Origin of the sequence: Kitasatospora sp. NBC_00070 (assembly GCF_045041205.1) — a bacterium.
GTDB lineage: Bacteria > Actinomycetota > Actinomycetes > Streptomycetales > Streptomycetaceae > Kitasatospora.
In genome coordinates this window covers 3080593-3101068 of the sequence record NZ_CP108247.1, presented here as the reverse complement: position 1 = coordinate 3101068, position 20476 = coordinate 3080593, and the positions used below count along the sequence as shown (strand labels likewise).

The window sequence follows — 20476 nt, the reverse complement described above, 5'->3', positions numbered from 1 at the left end:
TGTGAGTGCATGCCTGGGGACTTCACTGCTTACCGGACGATGATGCGGGCGTTGTCGATCAGGCGGGTGGAGCCCACCTTGGCGGCGACGGCCAGCACCGCCTCCCCCTGGAAGTCCTCGGCGGCCTCGGTGAAGTCGTCCGGGTCGATCAGGGCGAGGTAGTCAAGGGTGACACCCTCGGCGCCGTCCAGGACGGCCGAGGCGGCCGCGAGGACGGCCTTCGGGCCCTGCGCGGCCACGTCGCGGCCGGCGAACAGCGCCCGGGAGAGCGCCAGGGCCTGTGCCCGCTCGCCCTCCGAGAGGAAGCGGTTGCGGGAGGAGAGCGCCAGGCCGTCGGGCTCGCGGACGGTCGGGACGCCGATCACCTCGACGTCGAAGTCCAGGTCGGCGACCATCCGCTGGATCACCGCGAGCTGCTGGGCGTCCTTCTCGCCGAAGAACGCGAAGTCCGGGTCGGTGATGTGCAGCAGCTTGGCCACCACGGTCAGCGCCCCGTCGAAGTGGCCGGGGCGGGAGGCGCCCTCGAACCGCTCGCCCATCGGGCCGCCGGAGATCCGCACCTGCGGGGTCCCGTTCGGGTAGACCTCCTCGGGCAGCGGGGCGAACACCACGTCCGCGCCGTTCTCCTCGGCCAGCCGGACGTCGGCGGCGAGCGTGCGCGGGTAGCGGTCCAGGTCCTCGCCGGCGCCGAACTGGAGCGGGTTCACGAAGACCGTGACGGCCACCCGGCCGTCCTTGCCGACCTGCTTGCGGGCGGCCCGGATCAGCGCGGCGTGCCCCTCGTGCAGCGCGCCCATGGTCATCACCACCGCGTTGTCCACCGGCTGCTCGTCCGGCCAGAAGGCGGGCTCGAAGTCGGCGATCGTGTGGGTCAGCTCGGCCTTGTGCACCTTCGGGGCCTTGCTCGGCTGCTGCTTGCCACGGGCCATCAGGGGGTCTCCTCGTTGAGTACGTCCAGCAGCGCAGCCGCCGACTCTTCCTTGAGCGATCCGGACCGGACCGCCCGCTGCGCCGTGGCGCGGGCCATCGCGCGGTACGCCTGCCCGATGTCGGGGGCTACCGTACCGAGCTGGTGCAGGTGGCGCCGGAGGGTCCCGGCGTCGCCCCGGGCGACCGGGCCGGTGAGGGCCGCGTCGCCGGAGCGCAGGCTGTTGTCCAGGGCCGCGCCGAGCAGCGGGCCGAGCAGGCGGCCGGGCTCGGCCACGCCCGCCGTCCGGAGCAGTTCGAGGGCCTGGGCGACCAGGGTGACCAGGTGGTTCGCGCCGTGCGCGAGGGCCGTGTGGTAGAGCGGCCTGACCTCCTCGGGCACCCACTCGGGCTCGCCGCCCATCTCGACCACCAGCGCCTCGGCGACCGGCCGCAGCTCCTGAGGGGCCGTCACCCCGAAGGGGCAGCCCGCCAGTCGGGCCAGGTCGACCGAGGTACCGGTGAAGGTCATCGCCGGGTGCAGCGCCAGCGGCAGCGCCCCGGCCCTGGTCGCGGGCTCCAGCACGGCCACGCCGTGGGCCCCCGAGGTGTGTACGACCAGCTGCCCGGGCCGGATCGCGCCGGTGGCCGCCAGCCCGGTCACCAGGTCGGCCAGCGCGTCGTCCGGGACGGTCAGCAGCACCAGGTCGGCCGCCGCCAGCACCTGCGGCGGGCTGACCAGCTTCACCCCGGGCAGCAGTGCCTCGGCCCGGCGCCTGGAGGTCGCCGACACCCCGGACGCGGCCACCACCCGGTGCCCGGCCAGCTGGAGCGCGGCCCCCAGCGCGGGCCCGACCCGGCCGGTGCCGACCACGCCGACGGTCAGCCGCGCGGGTCGGTTCCCGGGGTCGGCGGGGTCACCGAACGGATCGGCCAGTGCCTCGAACCCGGCCTCGTCGAAGGTGCTCACGGCTCGCCGTCGTCCTCACTTCCGTTCCAGTCCTCTGCAGGTACCGGACGTACCGCGCCATTCTACGGCCGCGCGCGCGCCGGGCTACTCCCCGGCACCCGCGCGGACCAGCCCGGCCTCGTACGCGAGCACCACGGCCTGCACCCGGTCGCGCAGGTTGAGCTTGGCCAGGATGCGGCCGACGTGGGTCTTCACGGTGGCTTCGGAGAGGGTGAGCTTGGTGGCGATCTCGCCGTTCGACAGGCCCTGCGCGACCAGCAGGAAGACCTCCCGCTCGCGCTCGGTGAGCGGGGCCAGCACGGGGGAGCCGGGGGCGGAGCGGGGGACCGGCAGGACTTCGGCGAAGCGGTCGATCATCCGGCGGGTGGTGGTCGGGGCGACCACGGCGTCCCCGGCGTGCACGGAGCGGATCGCGGCGACCAGCTCGACCGGCGGGACGTCCTTGAGCAGGAAGCCGCTGGCGCCCGCCTTGAGCGCGGCGAAGGCGTACTCGTCCAGGTCGAAGGTGGTCAGGATGAGCACGTGCGGGGCGTCCGGACGGGGGGAGCCGTCCTCGGTCAGGCAGATCCGGCGGGTGGCCTGGACGCCGTCCAGCCGGGGCATCCGGACGTCCATCAGGATCACGTCGACCTCGGTCCGCTCCAGCACCTGGAGGGCCTGCTGGCCGTCCCCGGCCTCGGCGGTGATCTCGATGTCGCCCTGGGACTGGAGGATCATCCGGAAGCCGGTGCGGAGCAGTTCCTGGTCGTCGACGAGCATCACCCTGATGGTCACGGATCAGTCCTTACTTGATGGTCTTGAGGGGAAGTACCGCGCGGATCCGGAAGCCCCCGCCGGGCCGGGGCCCGATGTCGAGGCTCCCGCTGACCATGCCGACCCGCTCCCGCATGCCGATCAGACCATGCCCGGGGCCCTCGCTACCACCGACCACCAACTGGTCGTCGGTGGAACCCCGGCCGTCGTCCTCGATCAGCACCTCCAGCTCGCGGTCGCGGAAGTCCACCGCGACCCGGGCCCGGACGTCCGGGCCGCCGTGCTTGCGGACGTTGGTGAGCGCCTCCTGGACGATCCGGTACACCGTCAGCTCGACGCCCCGGGGCAGCTCCTGGACCTCCCCGGCACTGTCGAAGTCGACCGGCAGGCCGGCCGTCCGGACCTGGTCGAGCAGCTCGGGCAGCTCGGCGACGCCGGGCTGCGGGACGTACTCCTCGGTGGTGTCGGTGGTGCGCAGCACGCCGAGCAGCCGGCGCATCTCGACCAGCGCCTGACGGCCCGTCGAGGCGATGGTGCCGAGCGCCTCCCTGGCCTGCTGCGGGGAGTTGTCCAGCACGTAGGCGGCGCCGTCGGCCTGAACGATCATCACCGAGACGTTGTGCGCCACCACGTCGTGCAGCTCGCGGGCGATCCGGGCCCGCTCGGCCGCGACCGCGATCTTCGCCTGGGCGCCGCGCTCGCGCTCCAGCCGGGCGGCCCGGTCCTCCAGCTCGGTCAGGTACGCCCGGCGGACCCGGGTGAGCCGGCCCCACGCCCAGCAGAGCACGAAGGGGGTGGACATCAGCGCGGAGAAGAAGAGCACCTGCGGGGCGCCCTGGATCGAGCTGCTCACCTCGTGGAACCGGGCCAGCGTCAGCGGCCCGGCCGCCAGCCCGGCGACCAGCGCCAGCCGGGACGTCCAGACCGCGCCGTAGGCCGCGCCGGTGTAGGCGAACACCAGGTAGCCGATGCTCTCCACACCGGGGTTGAGGTGGGCCGCCAACTGGCCGAGCCCGAGCAGCACCGCGGCGACCGTGGTCGCGTTCGGGTGCCTTCGCCGCCACACCATCATCCCGGCGACCAGACCGGCCAGTACGTAGGCGGCCTGCTCCTGCCAGCCCGACTGGTTGCCGGTGGTGAGCAGGGCGAAACAGGCAAGCAGCAGCGCCCAGGCGGAGTCGACCACCATGGGGTGACGGCGGAACCAGGCGTTGAGTCGGTGCACAGCTCAAGCCTAGGCACCCCGGAACGGCGAAAGGTCCGCCGGGAGAGCGATCCCTCCTACTCCGCAGGGTGGAGAGCCGACGTGACGCCGGTAACGTCCGGGTCATGAGTTGGATGCGGTGGCGGACCGCCATGGAGCAGGCGCTGTACGGGGCCGACGGCGGGTTCTACCGCAGGCCGGAGGGCCCGGCGGGGCACTTCAGGACCTCGGTGCACGCCTCGCCGAGGTACGCCGGAGCGGTCACCCGCCTTCTGGCGGAGGTGGACGCCGCACTCGGCCGGCCCGCCGAGCTCGCCCTGGTGGACGTCGGGGCCGGCCGGGGCGAGCTGCTGACCGGGGTGCTGGCGGCGGCCGGCCCGGAGCTGGCCGGGCGGCTGCGCCCGTACGCGGTGGAGCTGGCCGACCGGCCGGCCGGGCTGCCGGAGTCGGTGGTGTGGACGGACCGGCTTCCTGACGGGGTGTCGGGCCTGCTGTTCGCCAACGAATGGTTGGACAACGTGCCGTTGGAGCTCGCCGAGCGGGACGAGGACGGCGCACTGCGGTACGTCGAGGTGGCGCCGGACGGGACCCGGCGGACCGGTGGGCCGGTGGACCGGGCGGACGCCGACTGGGCGGCCCGCTGGTGGCCGGACGGCCCGGTGGTGGAGCTGGGCGGCCCCCGGGACGCGGCCTGGGCGGCGGCGGTCGGGTCGCTGGAGCGCGGGCTCGCGGTGGCGGTGGACTACGCCCACACCCGGGCCGACCGGCCGCCGTTCGAGACCCTGACGGGCTTTCGGAACGGCCGGGAGGTCGCCCCGGTGCCGGACGGGTCCTGCGACCTCACCGCGCACGTGGCGCTGGACGCGGTGGCCGTCCCCGGTGTCCACAGCCTGTGGACGACGCAGCGCGAGGCGCTCCGGGCGCTCGGGGTGGACGGCGGGCGGCCACCGCTCGCGCTCGCCTCCACCGATCCGATGGCGTACCTGCGCGCACTCGGCGCCGCAGGTGAGGGGGCGGAGCTGACCGATCCGGCCGGTCTCGGCGGGTTCGGCTGGCTGGCCCAGGCTGTCCGGATGCCGGTACCGGAGAGCCTCGCGGGGCTGCCGGGATGGCAGACTCTCACCCCATGAGGGAGACCACGGTCGGCGTCGGCGCGGGTGCGGAGAATCTTGTCGGGGAGCTGGGCACCAGTGACATGGTGCTCAACATCGGCCCGCAGCACCCTTCCACGCACGGTGTGCTGCGGCTGAAGCTGGTGCTGGACGGCGAGCGGATCGTCTCCGCCGAGCCGGTGATCGGCTACATGCACCGGGGCGCCGAGAAGCTCTTCGAGGCCCGGGACTACCGCCAGATCATCATGCTGGCCAACCGGCACGACTGGCTCTCCGCCTTCTCCAACGAGCTGGGCGTGGTGCTCGCGGTCGAGCGGATGCTCGGCATGGAGGTGCCCGAGCGGGCGGTCTGGATCCGCACCATGCTGGCCGAGCTGAACCGGGTGCTCAACCACCTGATGTTCCTCGGCTCGTACCCGCTGGAGCTCGGCGGGATCACCCCGGTCTTCCACGCCTTCCACGGCCGCGAGGAGCTCCAGCACGTGCTGGAGGAGGCCAGCGGCGGCCGGATGCACTACATGTTCAACCGGGTCGGCGGCCTCAAGGAGGACCTGCCGGCCGGCTGGCTCGGCCGGGTCAGGGCGGCGGTCGCCACCGTCCGCTCGCAGCTGCCGGTCTTCGAGGACCTGGTGCTCGGCAACGAGATCTTCCGGGGCCGGACCGCCGACGTCGGGGTGCTGTCCGCCGAGCACGTGAAGGCGTACGGCGCGAGCGGCCCGATCGCCCGGGCCAGCGGCGTCGACTTCGACCTCCGGCGGGACGAGCCCTACCTGGCGTACGGCGAGCTGCAGGACGTGCTCCGGGTGGTCACCCGGCAGGAGGGCGACTGCCTGGCCCGGTTCGAGTGCCTGCTCGAACAGACCGTCAACTCGCTGGCCCTGGCGGACGCCTGCCTGGACCGGCTGGCCCAGCTGGCGCCCGGGCCGGTCAACCTGCGGCTGCCCAAGGTCCTCAAGGCACCCGAGGGCGCCACCTACGCCTGGACCGAGAACCCGCTCGGCGTGAACGGCTACTACCTGGTCTCCCGCGGCGACAAGACCCCGTGGCGGCTCAAGCTCCGCTCCGCCTCGTTCAACAACATCCAGACCCTCACCGAACTCCTGCCCGGCACCCTGGTCGCGGACATGGTGGCGATCCTGGGCTCGATGTTCTTCGTGGTCGGCGACATCGACAAGTAGCGGCCTCTGGCCGGGCGCTCAGTTTTTTGCAGGGCGCTAGGTTGCACTACCCAGAGGCTCGGGGAACTGCGAGGAGATCTGGCGCCGGGGTCACTGCGAAAGTGCCTGACCACCCCTGAACGGATCACCTTTTCCGAGGCCGGCGTCGCAGTTCCCCGAGCCCCTGGTCAGCTCCGGCTGATGCAGTGCCCGAAGCCCCTGGGGTGCCTGGCTGATGCAGCGCCCGTCTAGCTGGGGTCGGCCGGGTGGGGGGCCAGGGGGGTGCCGTTCTTGATTCGCTGCTCGCAGAGGTCGGCGAGGACGGCGTAGCCTGCCGGGCCCATCAGTTCGGTGAGTTCGGGGCGGTAGCTGACGTAGACCGGGTCGGGGGCGTTGTGGGCGTCGGGGCTGCCGGTGCACCACCAGTGCAGGTCGTGGCCGCCGGGACCCCAGCCGCGGCGGTCGTACTCGCCGATGGTGACCTGGAGGTAGCGGCTCTCGTCGGGGCGGTCGATCCAGTCATAGGTGCGGCGGACCGGGAGCTGCCAGCAGACGTCCGGCTTGGTCTCCAGCGGCTCCTTGCCCTCCTGGAGGGCGAGGGTGTGCAGCGAGCAGCCGGCGCCGCCGGGGAAGCCGGGGCTGTTCAGAAAGAGGCAGGCGCCGTTGACCCGGCGGGTCTGGCGGTCGCCGTCCTCGTCCAGCATGGTGATGCCGCCGTCGACCTTGATCCGGCCCTTGGCGTCGGTGCCGTGCGCGTGGTTCTCCCAGATCTCCGGGGTCAGCCGGGCGGCGTGGCCGATCACCCGCTGCTCGTCGTCCTCGTCGGAGTAGTGCGCGCCGAGGGTGCAGCAGCCGTCGGACTCGCCCCGGCCCGGGCGGATGCCCTGGCAGCCGCGGCCGAAGATGCAGTTCCAGCGCGAGGTGAGCCAGGTCAGGTCACAGCGGAAGACCTGCTCCTCGTCGCCGGGGTCGGCGAACTCGACCCAGGCCCGGGCGAAGTCGAGCGGGACCTCGGGCCGCATGGTGGGCATCGCGAGGTCGATGCTGCCGCTCTTCTGGTCCTTGGACTTCTTGCTGGTCTTCTTGCTGTCTGCTGCCACCGGCCAAGGGTATGGCCTGGCGTCGGTGTCCCCCGGTGACGGCTCCGGCGACCGGTGAAGTTGCGGTGAGAAACCCGGACGGGCCCTGCGACGGCGGTCGGTGCTGGCCCTAGGATGGCGGCCAGGTGTCTGCACGGGGGTGCTGGGGGGGAGTGCACGGATGGGTAACGGTGGCGCAGGCGAGTTCCTGATCAAGCCATGGGAAGTACGCGGTGAGGGGCGGGAGTTCGAGAAGATCTCGAACGACTACGCCCGGGCCGCACTGGCCCTGGAGCAGGGTCTGACCGGGCTCGGTACGCCCTGGGGCGGTGACCGGCCCGGCAGCGGCTTCGGCACCGCGTACACCGAGGCGCAGGGCATGTTGCTGGCCGGGTTGAACGGCCTGGCCGACCGCCTCGGTGGGATCGGCACCGGGCTGCACACGATGGCCGAGTCGGTCGACCGCACCGACGGCGAGGTGGGCGCCGATCTGGCGCAGGTGGACGCCGCCCGGCCCCCGGTGGGCTGACGCCCCGTCGGGAACCGCGGCGGCCCGTCCGTACGTGTTGCTGTCCGTCTCCTTGCTGTCCGTCCCGCAGAACCCGGAAGGAGGGGCCTGGTGTCCCGAAGCGTGCCCGAGGAACTCGTCCCCGTACTGGCCAGGTTGGGCCATGAGTGGCCGCAGGCCGACGAAGAGGGTCTGCGTCGGGCGGCGGCCGTCTGGCGGGAGTTCGGCGCCGAGGCGGAGCAGCTCAGCCGCCGCGGCGGGGATTCGGCGCAGCGCGTCACCGGTGAGAACTCCGGCAGTTCGGTGGAGGCGTTCGCCGCGCACTGGCGCGGCTTCGCGGGCGGCGGCCGGGGCAGCCTGGACGACGCGCAGAGCGCGGCCGAGCTGGTCGGCGCCGCGTTCGAGCGGGCCGCCCGGGCGGTGGACTCGTGCAAGGCCGAGATCATCGCGGCGCTGACCGAGCTGGCCGCGGAGATCAAGCTCGCCCAGAAGGTCGAGTCGGTGGCGCACTCGGTGCTCGGCGTGGTCGGCGACGTGGTGGCCGACGTGGTGGTCGGGGCCGGCGAGAAGATCGCGGTGGAGCTGGCCAAGCACAAGGTCGGCAACCTGCTGGAGGAGCTCGGCCGGGAGATGAAGGAGGGCCTTCAGCAGGCACTGAAGGAGCCCGCCGTCATCACCCTGGAGCGGATCGCCCAGGCCGACGGGTACACCCCGGCCCGCACCGCCGGTGCGGCCGGCGCGGTGGCCGGTGCGCTGCTCGGCGGGCGGGCGGTGGCCAAGGTCCGGACGCTGTCGGCAGCCGTCGACCGGAAGGGTCACCTGCTGACCGACGCCGAGGGCCGGCCGGTGCTGGTCGACGAGCGGGGCGAGCGGGTGCAGGGCGTCGAGGGCGTCACGGTCGCCAAGGACGCGCAGGGCCGCCCGGTGTTCGGGGCGGACGGCAACGTGGTGGTGGTGGGTCAGGACGGCAAGCCGGTGGTCGGCGTGGCGCTCGGCTCCGACGGCACGCCGCTGCGGGACGGTCACGGCGGGCTGGCCCTGGTCGGCTCGGGCGGGCTGATAGCGGCCGCCGGGGTCTCGGTGCTGCTCGGCCATGACGGCAAGCCGGTGCTGGGCACCGACGGCGAGGTCGTGGTGCTGGACCAGAGCGGTGCGCCGGTCCGGGGCACCGACGGCCACGTGGCCAAGCTGGACGCGAACGGTCAGCTGGTCACCGACGCCCAGGGACGGCCGGTGATGGTCGACGACCACGGCGACCAGGTCCGCGGCCCCGCCAAGCACGGTGCCGGCGTCGGGGTGCACCTCGGCGGCGTCGGGGTCGACCTCCAGGTCGGCCCGGGCGGCATTGAGGCGGACATCGAGATGCGGGACCACGCCGGCGGCAAGGTGCCGCCCGGCCAGGTCCAGGTACAGGCCGGGCCGCTGTCGGCCTCGGTGCAGGCCGACCTGCCGGTCGGCGGCTCCGGTGCGGGTCACGGCGGTGGCGGCGGCCAGGGCGCCGGTGGCAGCCACGGTCACGGTGGTGACAACGGGCGTGGTGGCGGCGGGATCTGGGGCGACCCCGCACCGTCGCACCGGTCGGAGGCCGCCCAGTACGGCGGGTACGGGCCGCAGCGTCCGAGCGTCTCGGTGGACTTCGACTACGGCGGCGGCGACCCGGCCCCGGTCACACCGGTGCACCACGGACCGGCCTCGGTCCGGACCGACTCGGTGGCGGTCGCGCCCGCCCCGGTGAACGCGGGACCGGTCTTCGGTGACGGTTCGTCGGCCCCGGTCGGCGGCCGGGGGCACGGTGTGGAAGCGACGATGCCGGGTGGTGGCGGCGGGTCCGGGCTCGGTCCGGTCGGCGGCGGAGCCCCCGGCGGCCCGGTCGGTGCGCCGCCGATGGCACCCCCGCCGGCCGCTGCCGCCGCGGGTGTCCCGGTGGCGGCCACGCCGTCGACCCCGGTGGCGTCCGGTGCGGTCGGTACGCCCGGCGCCGCCGGCGCGGCCGGTGGCCAGTCCGGCGTGGTCGGTGCGGTCGGCGCCGTGGGCGGCCAGCCGCAGGCCGGTGCGCACGGGGCGGGCCCGGCCCGCCCGGTCGGTACGCCGCCGGTCGGACTGGTGCCCAACCCGCTTCCCGTGCAGTCCGGTTCGGGGCCGATCGCGGTCGGACCGGTGCCGCTGCGCGCCTTCGAGACACCGCCCGAGGTCCGCCGCCGGGACGGCGAGAGCCTGGCCGACCCGGCGCAGGCGGCCCCGATCGCGGCGATGTTCCTGATCGCCCATTCCTACCGGCGCACCGCCCCGGAGCAGCCGGGCGAGCGGCAGCGGGCCCGGATCATCGCGGACGGCCGCCCGTACGACACCGGCGGCGGCCTGGGTCCGGTCGACCCGGCGCATCAGGCCGAGGTCGAGCGGCGGGTGCCGCGCGACCCCGAGGGCGAGCCCTCGGTGCACCCGGACCCGCGCTTCGGCGACTGGCCGGAGGCGCTGAACGGCGGCGGCTTCCGCGAGCCCGGCCGGGCCAACAACGGGCTCGACCTGGCGCTCTCGGCGCTGGACAGCTACCTCGGCAACACCACCTGCGGCGCGCCCAGGCTGCCCGACGGTCCGGCCGGCGAGTTCGGCGGCCGAGACCGCGCCGAGCGCGAACTCGGCACCCAGTTCAAGGACCTGGGCTACGGCCCGGAGGCCCTCGAGCAGCTCGCCGAGGTGCTCAGGCGGGGTGGCTCCGGCACCCAGGCGGTGCTGCTCACGCTGGACGAGTACGGCCGCTCGCACACCTGGAACGCCTTCGTCTCCGGCACCACCCTCACCTACCTGGACCCGCAGACCGGCTACCGGTCGGCCGCCCCGCTGCATCCGGCGGACCAGGGCCTGTGGGCGATCGGGCTGGAGGCGTCCGGGCGTCCGCTCGACCTCTCGGCGCTGCAACCCGCCATCCCGGTGGTCGAGTTGACTCCGGCTCCGGCGCCCGACCCGCTGGCCAAGCCGGTCCCGGAGCCGCCCGCCCCGCCGCGTTCGCGGCTGACCATCCACCGCACCGCCGCCAGGAGCTCCCGTCGATGACCACCCTCGCGCAGGCCCTCGACACCGCCCACCGGTGGGTCAACGGCGAGTTGGCCCAGGAGAGCCAACGAGCCGTCCGTGCCCACGAGTTCGACCTCGGCTGGGTGGTCTGGCCGGAGCCCGCCCCGGTCCGGGTCGACCCGCTGACCGGTGACCGGCGCGCCCCGGAGGAGCTGGCGGCGGCCTGCGGGGTGGTCGACCGGACCACCGGCGAGCTCACGGTCTGGCCCTCGGTGCCCGTCCCCCAGGTGGTCCAGCTCTACCGCGACCGGATCGGCGCGGGCGGCTACGACCCCGCCCTGCCGCCCGCCACCGGTCCCGGCTGCCGGGCCCAACTCCGGTACCGGGACGCGCTCGGCGAGGAGCGCACCCTGGTGCTGCGGTCTGCCACCGGCCGCCCGCACCCCGCGCTGCGGGCCTGGCGGCAGCTCGCCGAGCAGGGCGTCCCGCCGGAGGACGTGCTCTCGGTCCACACCGACCTGCGGCCCGCCATGCTGCCCGGCGGCTACGTCGCGGCCGTCCTGCTCGCCGCGCTGCCGACGGCCCTGCACAGCCACGACCTGGCCTACGGTCCGCGCTACGACGGCCGGTCCCGTGCGGTCCGCTCGGCGGGCGCGGCCAACCCCCGGCCGAACCGGGTGCCCTTCCCGGCCAACGTGCCCCCCGCCCAGCCGGAGGGCGAAGCCGCCCTGGCCGCCCGGCTGGCCGCCCAGTTCGGCCCGCAGGGCGTCCGCCGCTTCGACCCCGCCCACACGCTGGCCGCCGACCTGCCCGAGGCGGTGGCCCGCCCGCTCCGGCAGACCGGCCTGCCGGTCGCGGTCGAGGGCTTCTTCGCCCTGCACCACCCGGTCTCCGACGGCATCTCCGACGGCACTCCCGACGCCCCCGTGCTACCGGACCTGGCCGGCTACCTCGCCACCCACGACCTGGCCGCCCGGGCCACCGAACAGGCCCGCCGGGAGCTGCTCGGCCAGCTGCTGATCGGCACCGACGGCTGGGCCCTGCTCACCGTCGACACCGCCCAGGGCCGGATCCGCGCGGTCGACCCCGAGACGGCCGTCACCCGCTACGTGAACGCCGACCTGACCGCCTTCGCCCGCTCGCTGGCCCTGCTCGCCGACCGGCTGCCCAAGCTCCGCGACCTCCACCCGTCGGCGGCCGGCCAGGCCGTGGCCGAGCTCCAGTGGTCGCTGGCCGCGCTGGACCGGACGGTCTTCGGCGACCCCGAGAACTGGTGGTCCGTCATCGTCGAACAGCTCTGGCACGGGATCCTCTAGCTCTTCGCGGCGCCCGAGCATCTACGGTCCAGGGGCTCGGGGAACTGCGAGGAGGTCTGGCGTGCGGTTCACTGCGAGAGTGCCTGACCACCTACGCGACGATCACCTTTCCGAGGCCGGCGTCGCAGTTTCCCCGAGCCCCTGGCGCGGTGGACGGCTGAGCACCTGCCGAAAGGTCAGGCCCGGAGGAAGGCTTCCAACGTGGTGGCCAGTGCGACCGGGATCTCGTACATCGGGTAGTGACCCGCGTTGGGCAGCAGTTCGAGGTCGCCGTTGGGGTAGTGGGTGAGCCAGGTCCGGCGGTAGAGCTCGGTGGTCAGGGCGAGGTCGTGCTCGCCGACGAAGGCCCGGGCCGGGAGCGGGAGTCCGGTCACCTTGGGGGCGAGGTCGACGGTGGTCCAGTCGTCCAGGTAGGCGGCGAAGGCCTCCGGGCGGGAGCCCTGCACGGACTGGGCCGTCATCCGGTCCAGCCAGACCCCGGTGGCCCGTTGGCCGGTGACCAGGTCGAGGATGGCGCGGCGGTTCGCCGGGTGTGCGGCGGCGCCGTGGAACAGGTCGAAGGCGTCGCCCAGCGGGTACGCCCCGGCCGGGACCGGGGTCAGGCCGGCCAGCCGCTCGACCCGGTCGGGGGCCGGCGCCAGCACCTGCTGGGCCGCCTTGCCGCCCATCGAGTGACCGACCAGGGAGAAGCGGTCCCAGCCCAGTTGGTCGGCCAAGGCGAGGGCGTCCAGGGCGATCTCGGCCAGGGTGTAGTCGCCCGGCACGTCGGCCCGCTCACCGTAGCCCCGGTAGTCGAGGAAGGCGTAGCTGAAGGCCGCGCCGTCCAGGTAGTCCGTGAACGGCCCCCAGCCGGCACTGGTGCCGAACCAGTCGTGCAGCACGATGACCCGCTGCGCGCCTTCGCCGACCAGCCGGTGAGTGATCGTCATGCCGTGCTCCCTGTCTCCGAGTTGGTGCAGGGAAGCTACCCAGGGCGTCCGGGCCGATGCCTCCGGCGGCCGGGACGGACTGGTGTTATCCGGCCACCGGCGGGGCCGGATCGCGTAGCGTGGCCCGTTATGCGACTCGGTGTACTCGACGTAGGTTCCAACACCGTCCACTTCCTCGTGGTGGACGCGCACCCCGGTGCTGCCCCGTTGCCCGCGTACTCGCACAAGGCGGAGCTGCGGCTCGCCGAGCTGCTGGACGAGGGCGGGGCGATCACCGAGGTCGGCGTCGACAAGCTGGTCGGCATGGTGGCGTCCTCGCTCCGGGTGGCCGAGGACAAGGGCGTGGTCGACCTGCTGCCGTTCGCCACCTCGGCCGTCCGGGAGGCGGCCAACGGTGAGGCGGTGATCCGCCGGGTCGCCGAGGAGACCGGGGTCGAACTGCGGGTGCTGTCCGGGCAGGACGAGGCCCGGCTGACCTTCCTGGCGGTCCGCCGCTGGTACGGCTGGTCGGCGGGGCGGATCCTCGACCTGGACATCGGCGGCGGCTCGCTGGAGCTGGCGGCCGGTCTGGACGAACAGCCCGACGTGGTCTGTTCGCTGCCGCTCGGCGCGGGGCGGCTGACCGCCCGGCTGCCGGGGGAGGTGGCGGACCCGGACGACGTGCGGGAGCTGCGCCGGTACATCCGGGCCGAGATCGCCCAGGTGGTCGGCGAGTTCGCCCGGCGCGGGGCGCCGGACCACGCGGTCGGGACCTCGAAGACCTTCAAGCAGCTGGCCCGGATGACCGGCGCCGCCCCCGCCGACGCGGGGCCGCTGGCGGTCCGCAAGCTGACCCGGGCCGGGCTGGCCGCCTGGGTGCCCCGGCTGACCTCGATGACGGTGGCCGAGCGGGCGCAGATCCCCGGCGTCTCCGAGGGCCGGGCGAGACAGCTGCTGGCGGGTGCGCTGGTGGCCGACGCGGCGATGGACCTGTTCGGCATCGAGGAGCTGGACATCGGCCCGTGGGCGCTCCGCGAGGGCATCATCCTGCGGCGGCTGGACACCCTGGACAGCCCGGCCGACCGGCGGCCCGCGCTGACCGGGTGACCTGCGGCACACCAATACCGCGCGAGGCCGCTTACGCTGTTCCCCGTGGCGGAACCAGCGGACGAGGACGGAACGCGGGCGGGCCGCGCTGCCGGTGACCCTGCCCGGCAGCCGCGGCCGGCCCGACCGCGGCGCGCCAAGGCCGCCGCCGAGCGGGTCCCGGACGGGGACGGCCGGCGGAGCCTGGGGGAGCGGGCCGCCAAGTCGGTGAAACCGGCCAAAGCCGCGAAGACCGCGAAGACCGCGAAGAGCGGCAAGACCACCACGCAGCCCAAGCCCGGCAGGCCGAAGCCGGCGAAGCAGTCGCAGCTCGCCCTGGCCACCCAGGCGGTGAAGGCGGTCCGGGCCGCCAAGCGGCCGGCCGACCGGGCCCCGCTGCTGCGCACCACCGACCGCCTGGTGCTGCCGCCGCACGGCGACGCCCTGCACGTGCCGGACACCAAGGTGGTGCTCTCCACCGCCTCGGTCTACCCCGAGAACACCGTGACCGCCTTCGAGCTGGCCGCCAAGCTCGGCTACGACGGCGTCGAGGTGATGGTCTGGAACGACCCGGTCAGCCAGGACGTCGAGGCGCTCCGCCGGCTCTCGGACGCGCACCGGATGCCGATCCTCGCGGTGCACGCGCCCTGCCTGCTGATCACCCAGCGGGTCTGGACCACCGACCCGTGGACCAAGCTGGTCCGGGCCAGGGCCGCCGCCGAGAAGCTCGGCGCGGACACCGTGGTGGTGCACCCGCCGTTCCGCTGGCAGCGGCAGTACGCCCGGGAGTTCGTCGAGGGCATCAACCGGATGGCGGGCGAGACCGAGGTCCGGTTCGCGGTGGAGAACATGTACCCCTGGCGCTACCGGGACCGCGAGATGCTGGCCTACTCGCCGGGCTGGGACGTCACCGAGGAGGCGTACCGGCACTTCACCATCGACCTCTCGCACGTCTCCACCTCGCGGATCGACGCCTTCGAGATGGTCGACCGGATGGGCGACCGGCTGGCCCACGTCCACCTCGCCGACGGGGCCGGTTCCGGCAAGGACGAGCACCTGATCCCGGGGCGCGGCACCCAGCCCTGCGCCGCCCTGCTGGAGCGGCTGGCCAGGACCGGCTTCACCGGCCACGTGGTGCTGGAGGTCAACACCCGCCGCGCGCTGTCCCCCGCCGAACGCGAGGCCGATCTCGCCGAGGCCCTCGCCTTCACCCGGCTCCACCTGGCCACGGCGAAGCGCCTCTAGCCAGGGCTGCGCTGTAGGCAGGGCGTTCGGTTGCACTGTCCAGGGGCTCGGGGCTCTGCTGATGTGCGGCTCCGCCGCGTGGGCGAGGAGATCTGGCGTTCGGGTCACTGCGAAAGTGCCTGACCGCCTACGCATGCGTGACCTGTTCCGAGGTCGGCGTCGCAGTTCCCCGAGCCCCTGGGCGCTGCGCTGCCGCCGGTAGGCTCTTCGGGTGACGACGTATCAGCGACAGGACCACGCGAACTCCTTCGGTGCGGTGGCCGCCGAGTACGACGCCGGGCGCCCGTCCTACCCCGCCGAGCTGTTCGAGGAGCTGGTGCGGCTGACCGGCCGTCCGCTGCGGGGCTCCGAGGTGCTGGACGTCGGCGCGGGCACCGGGATCGCCACCCGGCTGCTGGCAGCCCGGGGTGCCAGGGTCACCGCCGTCGAGCCGAGCCCGGGGATGGCCGCGATGCTCCGGCGGGTCAGCCCGGAGCTGCCGCTGGTCAAGGGCACCGGCGACGAACTGCCGTTCCACGACGGCACCGCCGACCTGATCACGTACGCCCAGGCGTTCCACTGGACCGACCCCGCCCGCTCGATCCCGGAGGCGCTCCGGGTGCTCCGCCCGGGCGGCTCGCTGGCCACCTGGTGGAACGTCAAGGACCGGCACGTTCCGTGGGTGAGGGCGATGGGCGAGCGGCTGGCGGCCGGCATCCCGGAGGGCTACCACGGGTACGGCGCGGTCAACGAGATCGCCGAGGTGTTCGCCCCGTACGGCCCGGTCGGCCGGGCGGTGCTGCGCTGGGAGCGGGTGATCACGGTGGACGCCCTGATCACCGACCTGCGCTCGCGCTCGTACGTCGCGGTGCTGCCGCCCGAGCGGCGCGAGCCGCTGCTGGAGGCCGAACGGGAAGCGCTGCTGGCCGAGTTCCCGGGCGGCGAGGTCACCGAGCCGTACGTCCTCGACCTCACGGTGCTCTCCAAGGGGTGACCGGATGGCGGACACGGTGTCCGTCCGCTGGTACCGGGGCGTAGGCTCGAAAGCCACGGCGACCCTGCACCCTCCCACCTTCAGCAGGGCCGCGAACGCGCCTGAGAAGGAGTGGACACAGTGCCCGAGCTGAAGTCCCGTACGGTCACCCACGGTCGCAACATGGCAGGCGCCCGGGCGCTTCTCCGGGCCGCCGGCGTAGCCCGCGAGGACTTCGGCAAGCCGATCATCGCGGTGGCCAACTCCTTCACCGAGTTCGTGCCCGGGCACACCCACCTGCAGCCGGTCGGCCGGATCGTCTCCGAGGCGATCCAGGCCGCCGGTGGCATCCCGCGCGAGTTCAACACCATCGCGGTGGACGACGGCATCGCGATGGGCCACCACGGCATGCTCTACTCGCTGCCCTCGCGCGACCTGATCGCCGACTCGGTCGAGTACATGGTGAGCGCGCACTGCGCCGACGCGCTGATCTGCATCTCCAACTGCGACAAGATCACCCCCGGCATGCTGATGGCCGCGCTGCGCCTCAACATCCCGACCGTCTTCGTCTCCGGCGGTCCGATGGAGGCCGGCCAGGCGGTCCTGGTGGACGGCACGGTCCGCAAGCTCGACCTGGTGAACGCGATCTCGGACGCCGTCAACGAGAACGTCTCGGACGCGGACATCGCGATCATCGAGGAGAACGCCTGCCCGACCTGCGGGTCCTGTTCGGGCATGTTCACCGCCAACTCGATGAACTGCCTGGCCGAGGCGATCGGCCTGGCCCTGCCGGGCAACGGCTCGGTGCTGGCCACCCACACCGCCCGCCGGGCGCTGTACGAGGACGCCGGCCGGACCATCGTGGACATCACCAAGCGCCACTACGAGCAGGACGACTACTCGGTCCTGCCTCGCTCGGTCGCCTCCCGCGCCGCGTTCGAGAACGCGATGGCGCTGGACATCGCGATGGGCGGCTCGACCAACACCATCCTGCACCTGCTGGCCGCCGCGCAGGAGGCCGAGGTCGAGTTCGACATGCGGGACATCGACGCGATCTCGCGCAAGGTGCCCTGCCTGTCCAAGGTCGCGCCGAACGGCAAGTACTACATGGAGGACGTGCACCGGGCCGGCGGCATCCCCGCCATCCTGGGCGAGCTGTACCGGGGCGGGCTGCTGAACGAGGACGTCACCACCGTGCACTCCTCCTCGATGGCCCAGTGGTTCAAGGACTGGGACATCCGGGGCGGCGCCGCCACCGAGACCGCCGTCGAGCTGTTCCACGCCGCCCCCGGCTGCGTCCGCTCCGCCACCGCCTTCTCCCAGTCGGAGCGCTGGGACACCCTGGACACCGACGCGGCGAACGGCTGCATCCGCAGCATCGAGCACGCGTACTCCACCGAGGGCGGGCTCGCCGTGCTGTACGGCAACCTGGCCGAGGACGGCTGTGTGGTGAAGACCGCCGGTGTCGACGAGTCGATCTGGACCTTCAGCGGCCCGGCCGTGGTGCTGGAGTCCCAGGAGGACGCGGTGGACGCGATCCTCACCAAGCGGATCAAGGAGGGTGACGTCGTCGTCATCCGGTACGAGGGCCCGAAGGGCGGCCCCGGCATGCAGGAGATGCTCTACCCGACCTCCTTCCTGAAGGGCCGGGGCCTGGGCAAGGCCTGCGCGCTGATCACCGACGGCCGGTTCTCCGGCGGCACCTCCGGTCTGTCGATCGGTCACGCCTCGCCCGAGGCGGCCTCCGGCGGCACCATCGCGCTGGTCGAGGACGGCGACGTCATCGCCATCGACATCCCGAACCGCTCGGTCGAGCTCAAGGTCTCCTTCGAGGAGCTGCACGAGCGCCGGCTCAAGCTGGAGGCCGGGACGGGCTACCGCCCGAAGGACCGGGTCCGCCCGGTCAGTGCGGCGCTGAAGGCGTACGCGGCGATGGCCACCTCCGCCGACAAGGGCGCGGTGCGCGACGTGAGCAAGCTGGGCTGACGCCCGGTCAGGCGGCCGTCCCCGGGTCCGGGAGACGGCCGCCTTCGTCGTTTCCGGGGGGTGGCCGGGCCATAATCGATCCCGTGGACGAACAGCAGATTCCCCAGCCCAGGCCCGCCGACGGCCCCGCGCCCGAGCCGATCCGCTGGTTCGGCACCCGCTGGCTGGAGCGCGGCAGCGGCTACTGGGCCCGCCGGGTCGCGGTGCCGCTCGGTGCGCTGGTCGCGGTGGCGGCCGGGGTGCTGCTGCTGCGCTTCGCGGTCGAGGGGGTCAGGGACTCCGAGGCCGGTGGCTTCGTCTACGGGCTGCTGGTGGCCGCGATCGGGGTCTGCTCGCTGCTCTCCGGCCTGCGGACCTGGAAGGTGCTGAGCGAGGGCAAGTCGGCCCTGACCGGGTGGATGACCGAGGAGAAGTCGCTCGGCGCGGTCTGGCTGATCGGCTTCGCCGGCGCCCTGTTCGCCTACTTCCTGCGCAGCCTGACCGAGGCCCCGGGCGAGGCGGTCAAGCGCGCCGGGTACGAACGCGCGGTGCTGGCCGCCGGGCGCCGCCGGAGCGGCCAGGCCGCCCGCAGCGGGAACCCGAAGCGGGTGAAGAAGCGCCGCTGAGCCGGCCTCAGACCGGCTTCGGCACCTCGGTCGCGGCCTTGGGCGTCGGGTCCGCGCTGGGCTGCACGGCCGGGCTGCTCGGGGTCGGACGCGGCTGGTCGTCACCGCCCGAGCCGGCCGAGAGCCGGAGGCTGAGCAGCAGCACCCCGATCACGGCCAGCACGATCAGCCAGGTCTGCCACGCCTTGCCGCCGCCGCGCGGCCGGCTCCGCTTCGGCCCGTCGTTCACGGACCGGCGGCCGCCCGGGTCGACCGGTGGCTGCTGCTTCCAGCGCGCGGCGAGCATCCGGGTGCGCCCGGACTGCTCCTTCACGGTGGCGGCCCGGACGAAGTCCTCGTCCAGCACCAGCCCCTCGAACGGGTCGGGCTGCTCCGCCGGACGCTGCTCCGGCTCTTCGGCTATCGGCACGTCGCCAGTATGCCTCGCGGAGCTGTCGGACGGCCGCCGGTTTCCGATCAGCTCCGGCTGACCGTGCCGCAGACGCCGTCGGTACGGATCGCTCCGCTGCGGTCGTACGGGTCGGTGGTCGGCCCGGTCTGCGACGGCTCGGGCGAGGAGCCGAACGCGAGCTGCTCGAACTGCGGGTGGTAGAACCCGTCGTCGATGCTGCAGGAACTGTTGCCCGCGAAGCTCTCGGTCTTCTCGAAGTTGATCTTCTTCGGGTCCACCTTGTAGTTCTTCGGGTCGTAGAACCGGAAGGTGATCTCCCGGCGCACCACGGTGCGGGCGGTCCAGGTGGCCGGGGCCACCACGGCGCCGGGCACCGGGGCGGCTCCGTTGCCCGGCCGCAGGGCGTAGACGAAGGTGTAGTCGGTGTGCACCAGCACGCCGTCCTCGCCGTCCCCCTCGAAGCTCGTCCGGCCCTGCACCTTGACCGTGTCGGTGGCCGGGACGGCGTCCCGCAGGTTGAAGCGGCTGAACAGCCAGGTCCCCTCCAGGTCGGCCGAAGGCTTGTCCAGCGCGGTCACCGCCCGCTCCCGGGGCTGCTGGTCCAGCAGGGCGAGGGCCGCCTCGGGCCGACCCGCCGCGATCACCGCCGGGTCGAGGTTGGCGGCCACCAGGAAGTCCTTGACCAGCTTGAGCTGGTCGGTCACCTGCTCCTGGTCGAAGACGCCGACCGCCGTGGCCGGCGGCAGCACGATCGCGTCGGGCCCGGCGGGCCACCCCTCGGCGGGGGAGCCGGCCCAGGGGCGGGCCACCGTCGGCTGCTGGTCGTCGACCCGGGGCGGGGCGGCGGACGGCTTGGCGGTCTCCGGGCCGACCGTCGGCACGGCCGCGGGTGCGGCGTCGGCCGAGCCCCCGCCCTGCCGGGCGGCGTTCCAGTTCCGCAGGTCGTCGATGTTGAGGGCGGCGAGCGCCACCCCGACCGCGAGCAGCACGAACACCGGCGCCTGCCAGCTCCGCCGTGGCCGCCGCCGGACGTTGCCCCAGGGGTCCACCGGCTTCGGCTTCCGCCCGAACCGCCGCCCGGGCTTCGGCCCGTCGTTGACGGAGCGTCGGCCGCCCGGGTCGACCGGGGGGTTGTCCTTCCAGCGGGCGGCGAGCATCCGGGTGCGCCCGGACTTCTCCTGGACGGCGGCGGAACGGACGAACTCCTCGTCCAGGACCAGCCCCTCGAACGGGTCGTCGGCGGGACGCTGCTGTGGGTCTTCGGCGGTCGGCACGCGCACAGTATG

General features: G+C 73.7%; 18 protein-coding genes. 10 read left to right on the top strand and 8 right to left on the bottom strand.

The genetic code is table 11. The features are described from left to right. Positions 1-29: 29 nt before the first annotated feature. The 4 genes from panC to OHV05_RS14250 form a co-directional block, all read right to left on the bottom strand. On the bottom strand, positions 30-929 hold the full coding sequence (panC, locus tag OHV05_RS14265; protein WP_405017974.1) for a pantoate--beta-alanine ligase: 900 nt from the start codon (positions 927-929) through the stop codon (positions 30-32). Beyond that, on the bottom strand, positions 929-1876 hold the full coding sequence (locus OHV05_RS14260; protein WP_405017973.1) for a Rossmann-like and DUF2520 domain-containing protein: 948 nt from the start codon (positions 1874-1876) through the stop codon (positions 929-931). Before OHV05_RS14260 ends, panC begins: the two co-directional genes overlap by 1 nt. Before the next feature lie 84 nt (positions 1877-1960). Beyond that, positions 1961-2650: a response regulator gene (locus OHV05_RS14255; RefSeq protein WP_403040961.1), complete on the bottom strand. Its 690-nt coding sequence runs from the start codon at positions 2648-2650 to the stop codon at positions 1961-1963. A gap of 10 nt (positions 2651-2660) precedes the next feature. Next, a complete protein-coding gene (locus OHV05_RS14250; protein ID WP_405017972.1) occupies positions 2661-3854 on the bottom strand; it encodes a sensor histidine kinase in 1194 nt (397 codons plus the stop codon). A 104-nt stretch (positions 3855-3958) separates the two neighbouring features. On the opposite strand from OHV05_RS14250, the gene OHV05_RS14245 reads away from it, so the two are divergent. After that, complete coding sequence (locus OHV05_RS14245) at positions 3959-4963, top strand: SAM-dependent methyltransferase (RefSeq protein WP_405017971.1); 1005 nt, start codon at positions 3959-3961, stop codon at positions 4961-4963. Further along, positions 4960-6123: an NADH-quinone oxidoreductase subunit D gene (locus OHV05_RS14240; protein ID WP_403040958.1), complete on the top strand. Its 1164-nt coding sequence runs from the start codon at positions 4960-4962 to the stop codon at positions 6121-6123. The genes OHV05_RS14245 and OHV05_RS14240 overlap by 4 nt, the downstream gene beginning before the upstream one ends. Positions 6124-6350: 227 nt before the next feature. On the opposite strand, the gene OHV05_RS14235 is transcribed toward OHV05_RS14240, so the two are convergent. After that, the gene (locus tag OHV05_RS14235; protein ID WP_405021463.1) at positions 6351-7133 is read right to left on the bottom strand and encodes a hypothetical protein; all 783 of its coding nucleotides are present in this window, start codon (positions 7131-7133) and stop codon (positions 6351-6353) included. 229 nt (positions 7134-7362) lie between these two features. On the opposite strand from OHV05_RS14235, the gene OHV05_RS14230 reads away from it, so the two are divergent. The 3 genes from OHV05_RS14230 to OHV05_RS14220 all read left to right on the top strand — a co-directional run bounded on the left by OHV05_RS14230 (position 7363) and on the right by OHV05_RS14220 (position 12017). After that, on the top strand, positions 7363-7710 hold the full coding sequence (locus tag OHV05_RS14230) for a hypothetical protein (protein ID WP_403040957.1): 348 nt from the start codon (positions 7363-7365) through the stop codon (positions 7708-7710). A 90-nt stretch (positions 7711-7800) separates the two neighbouring features. Continuing rightward, positions 7801-10740: a toxin glutamine deamidase domain-containing protein gene (locus OHV05_RS14225; protein ID WP_405017970.1), complete on the top strand. Its 2940-nt coding sequence runs from the start codon at positions 7801-7803 to the stop codon at positions 10738-10740. Then, entirely contained in the window at positions 10737-12017 is a 1281-nt protein-coding gene (locus OHV05_RS14220) for an SUKH-4 family immunity protein (protein ID WP_405017969.1), read from the top strand. The genes OHV05_RS14225 and OHV05_RS14220 overlap by 4 nt, the downstream gene beginning before the upstream one ends. Before the next feature lie 176 nt (positions 12018-12193). Here OHV05_RS14220 and OHV05_RS14215 read toward each other — a convergent pair whose 3' ends face one another. Next, entirely contained in the window at positions 12194-12946 is a 753-nt protein-coding gene (locus OHV05_RS14215; protein ID WP_405017968.1) for an alpha/beta fold hydrolase, read from the bottom strand. A 129-nt stretch (positions 12947-13075) separates the two neighbouring features. Between OHV05_RS14215 and OHV05_RS14210 the strand changes: the two genes are divergently transcribed. The 5 genes from OHV05_RS14210 to OHV05_RS14190 all read left to right on the top strand — a co-directional run bounded on the left by OHV05_RS14210 (position 13076) and on the right by OHV05_RS14190 (position 18799). Further along, on the top strand, positions 13076-14032 hold the full coding sequence (locus OHV05_RS14210) for a Ppx/GppA family phosphatase (RefSeq protein WP_405017967.1): 957 nt from the start codon (positions 13076-13078) through the stop codon (positions 14030-14032). Between the two features lie 423 nt (positions 14033-14455). Beyond that, positions 14456-15256: a sugar phosphate isomerase/epimerase family protein gene (locus OHV05_RS14205; RefSeq protein ID WP_405021462.1), complete on the top strand. Its 801-nt coding sequence runs from the start codon at positions 14456-14458 to the stop codon at positions 15254-15256. Positions 15257-15467: 211 nt separating this feature from the next. Beyond that, entirely contained in the window at positions 15468-16229 is a 762-nt protein-coding gene (locus OHV05_RS14200) for a class I SAM-dependent methyltransferase (protein WP_405017966.1), read from the top strand. Positions 16230-16349: 120 nt separating this feature from the next. Then, positions 16350-18194, top strand: a complete 1845-nt coding sequence (gene ilvD, locus OHV05_RS14195) for a dihydroxy-acid dehydratase (protein WP_403040951.1) — start codon at positions 16350-16352, stop codon at positions 18192-18194. A gap of 83 nt (positions 18195-18277) precedes the next feature. Beyond that, entirely contained in the window at positions 18278-18799 is a 522-nt protein-coding gene (locus OHV05_RS14190; RefSeq protein ID WP_405017965.1) for a hypothetical protein, read from the top strand. Between the two features lie 7 nt (positions 18800-18806). Here the strand turns inward: OHV05_RS14190 and OHV05_RS14185 are convergent, their stop codons facing one another. Together OHV05_RS14185 and OHV05_RS14180 are read right to left on the bottom strand one after the other, a co-directional pair. Beyond that, positions 18807-19208: a hypothetical protein gene (locus tag OHV05_RS14185; protein WP_405017964.1), complete on the bottom strand. Its 402-nt coding sequence runs from the start codon at positions 19206-19208 to the stop codon at positions 18807-18809. Positions 19209-19255: 47 nt separating this feature from the next. Continuing rightward, positions 19256-20464: a hypothetical protein gene (locus OHV05_RS14180; RefSeq protein WP_405017963.1), complete on the bottom strand. Its 1209-nt coding sequence runs from the start codon at positions 20462-20464 to the stop codon at positions 19256-19258. Positions 20465-20476: the final 12 nt, after the last annotated feature.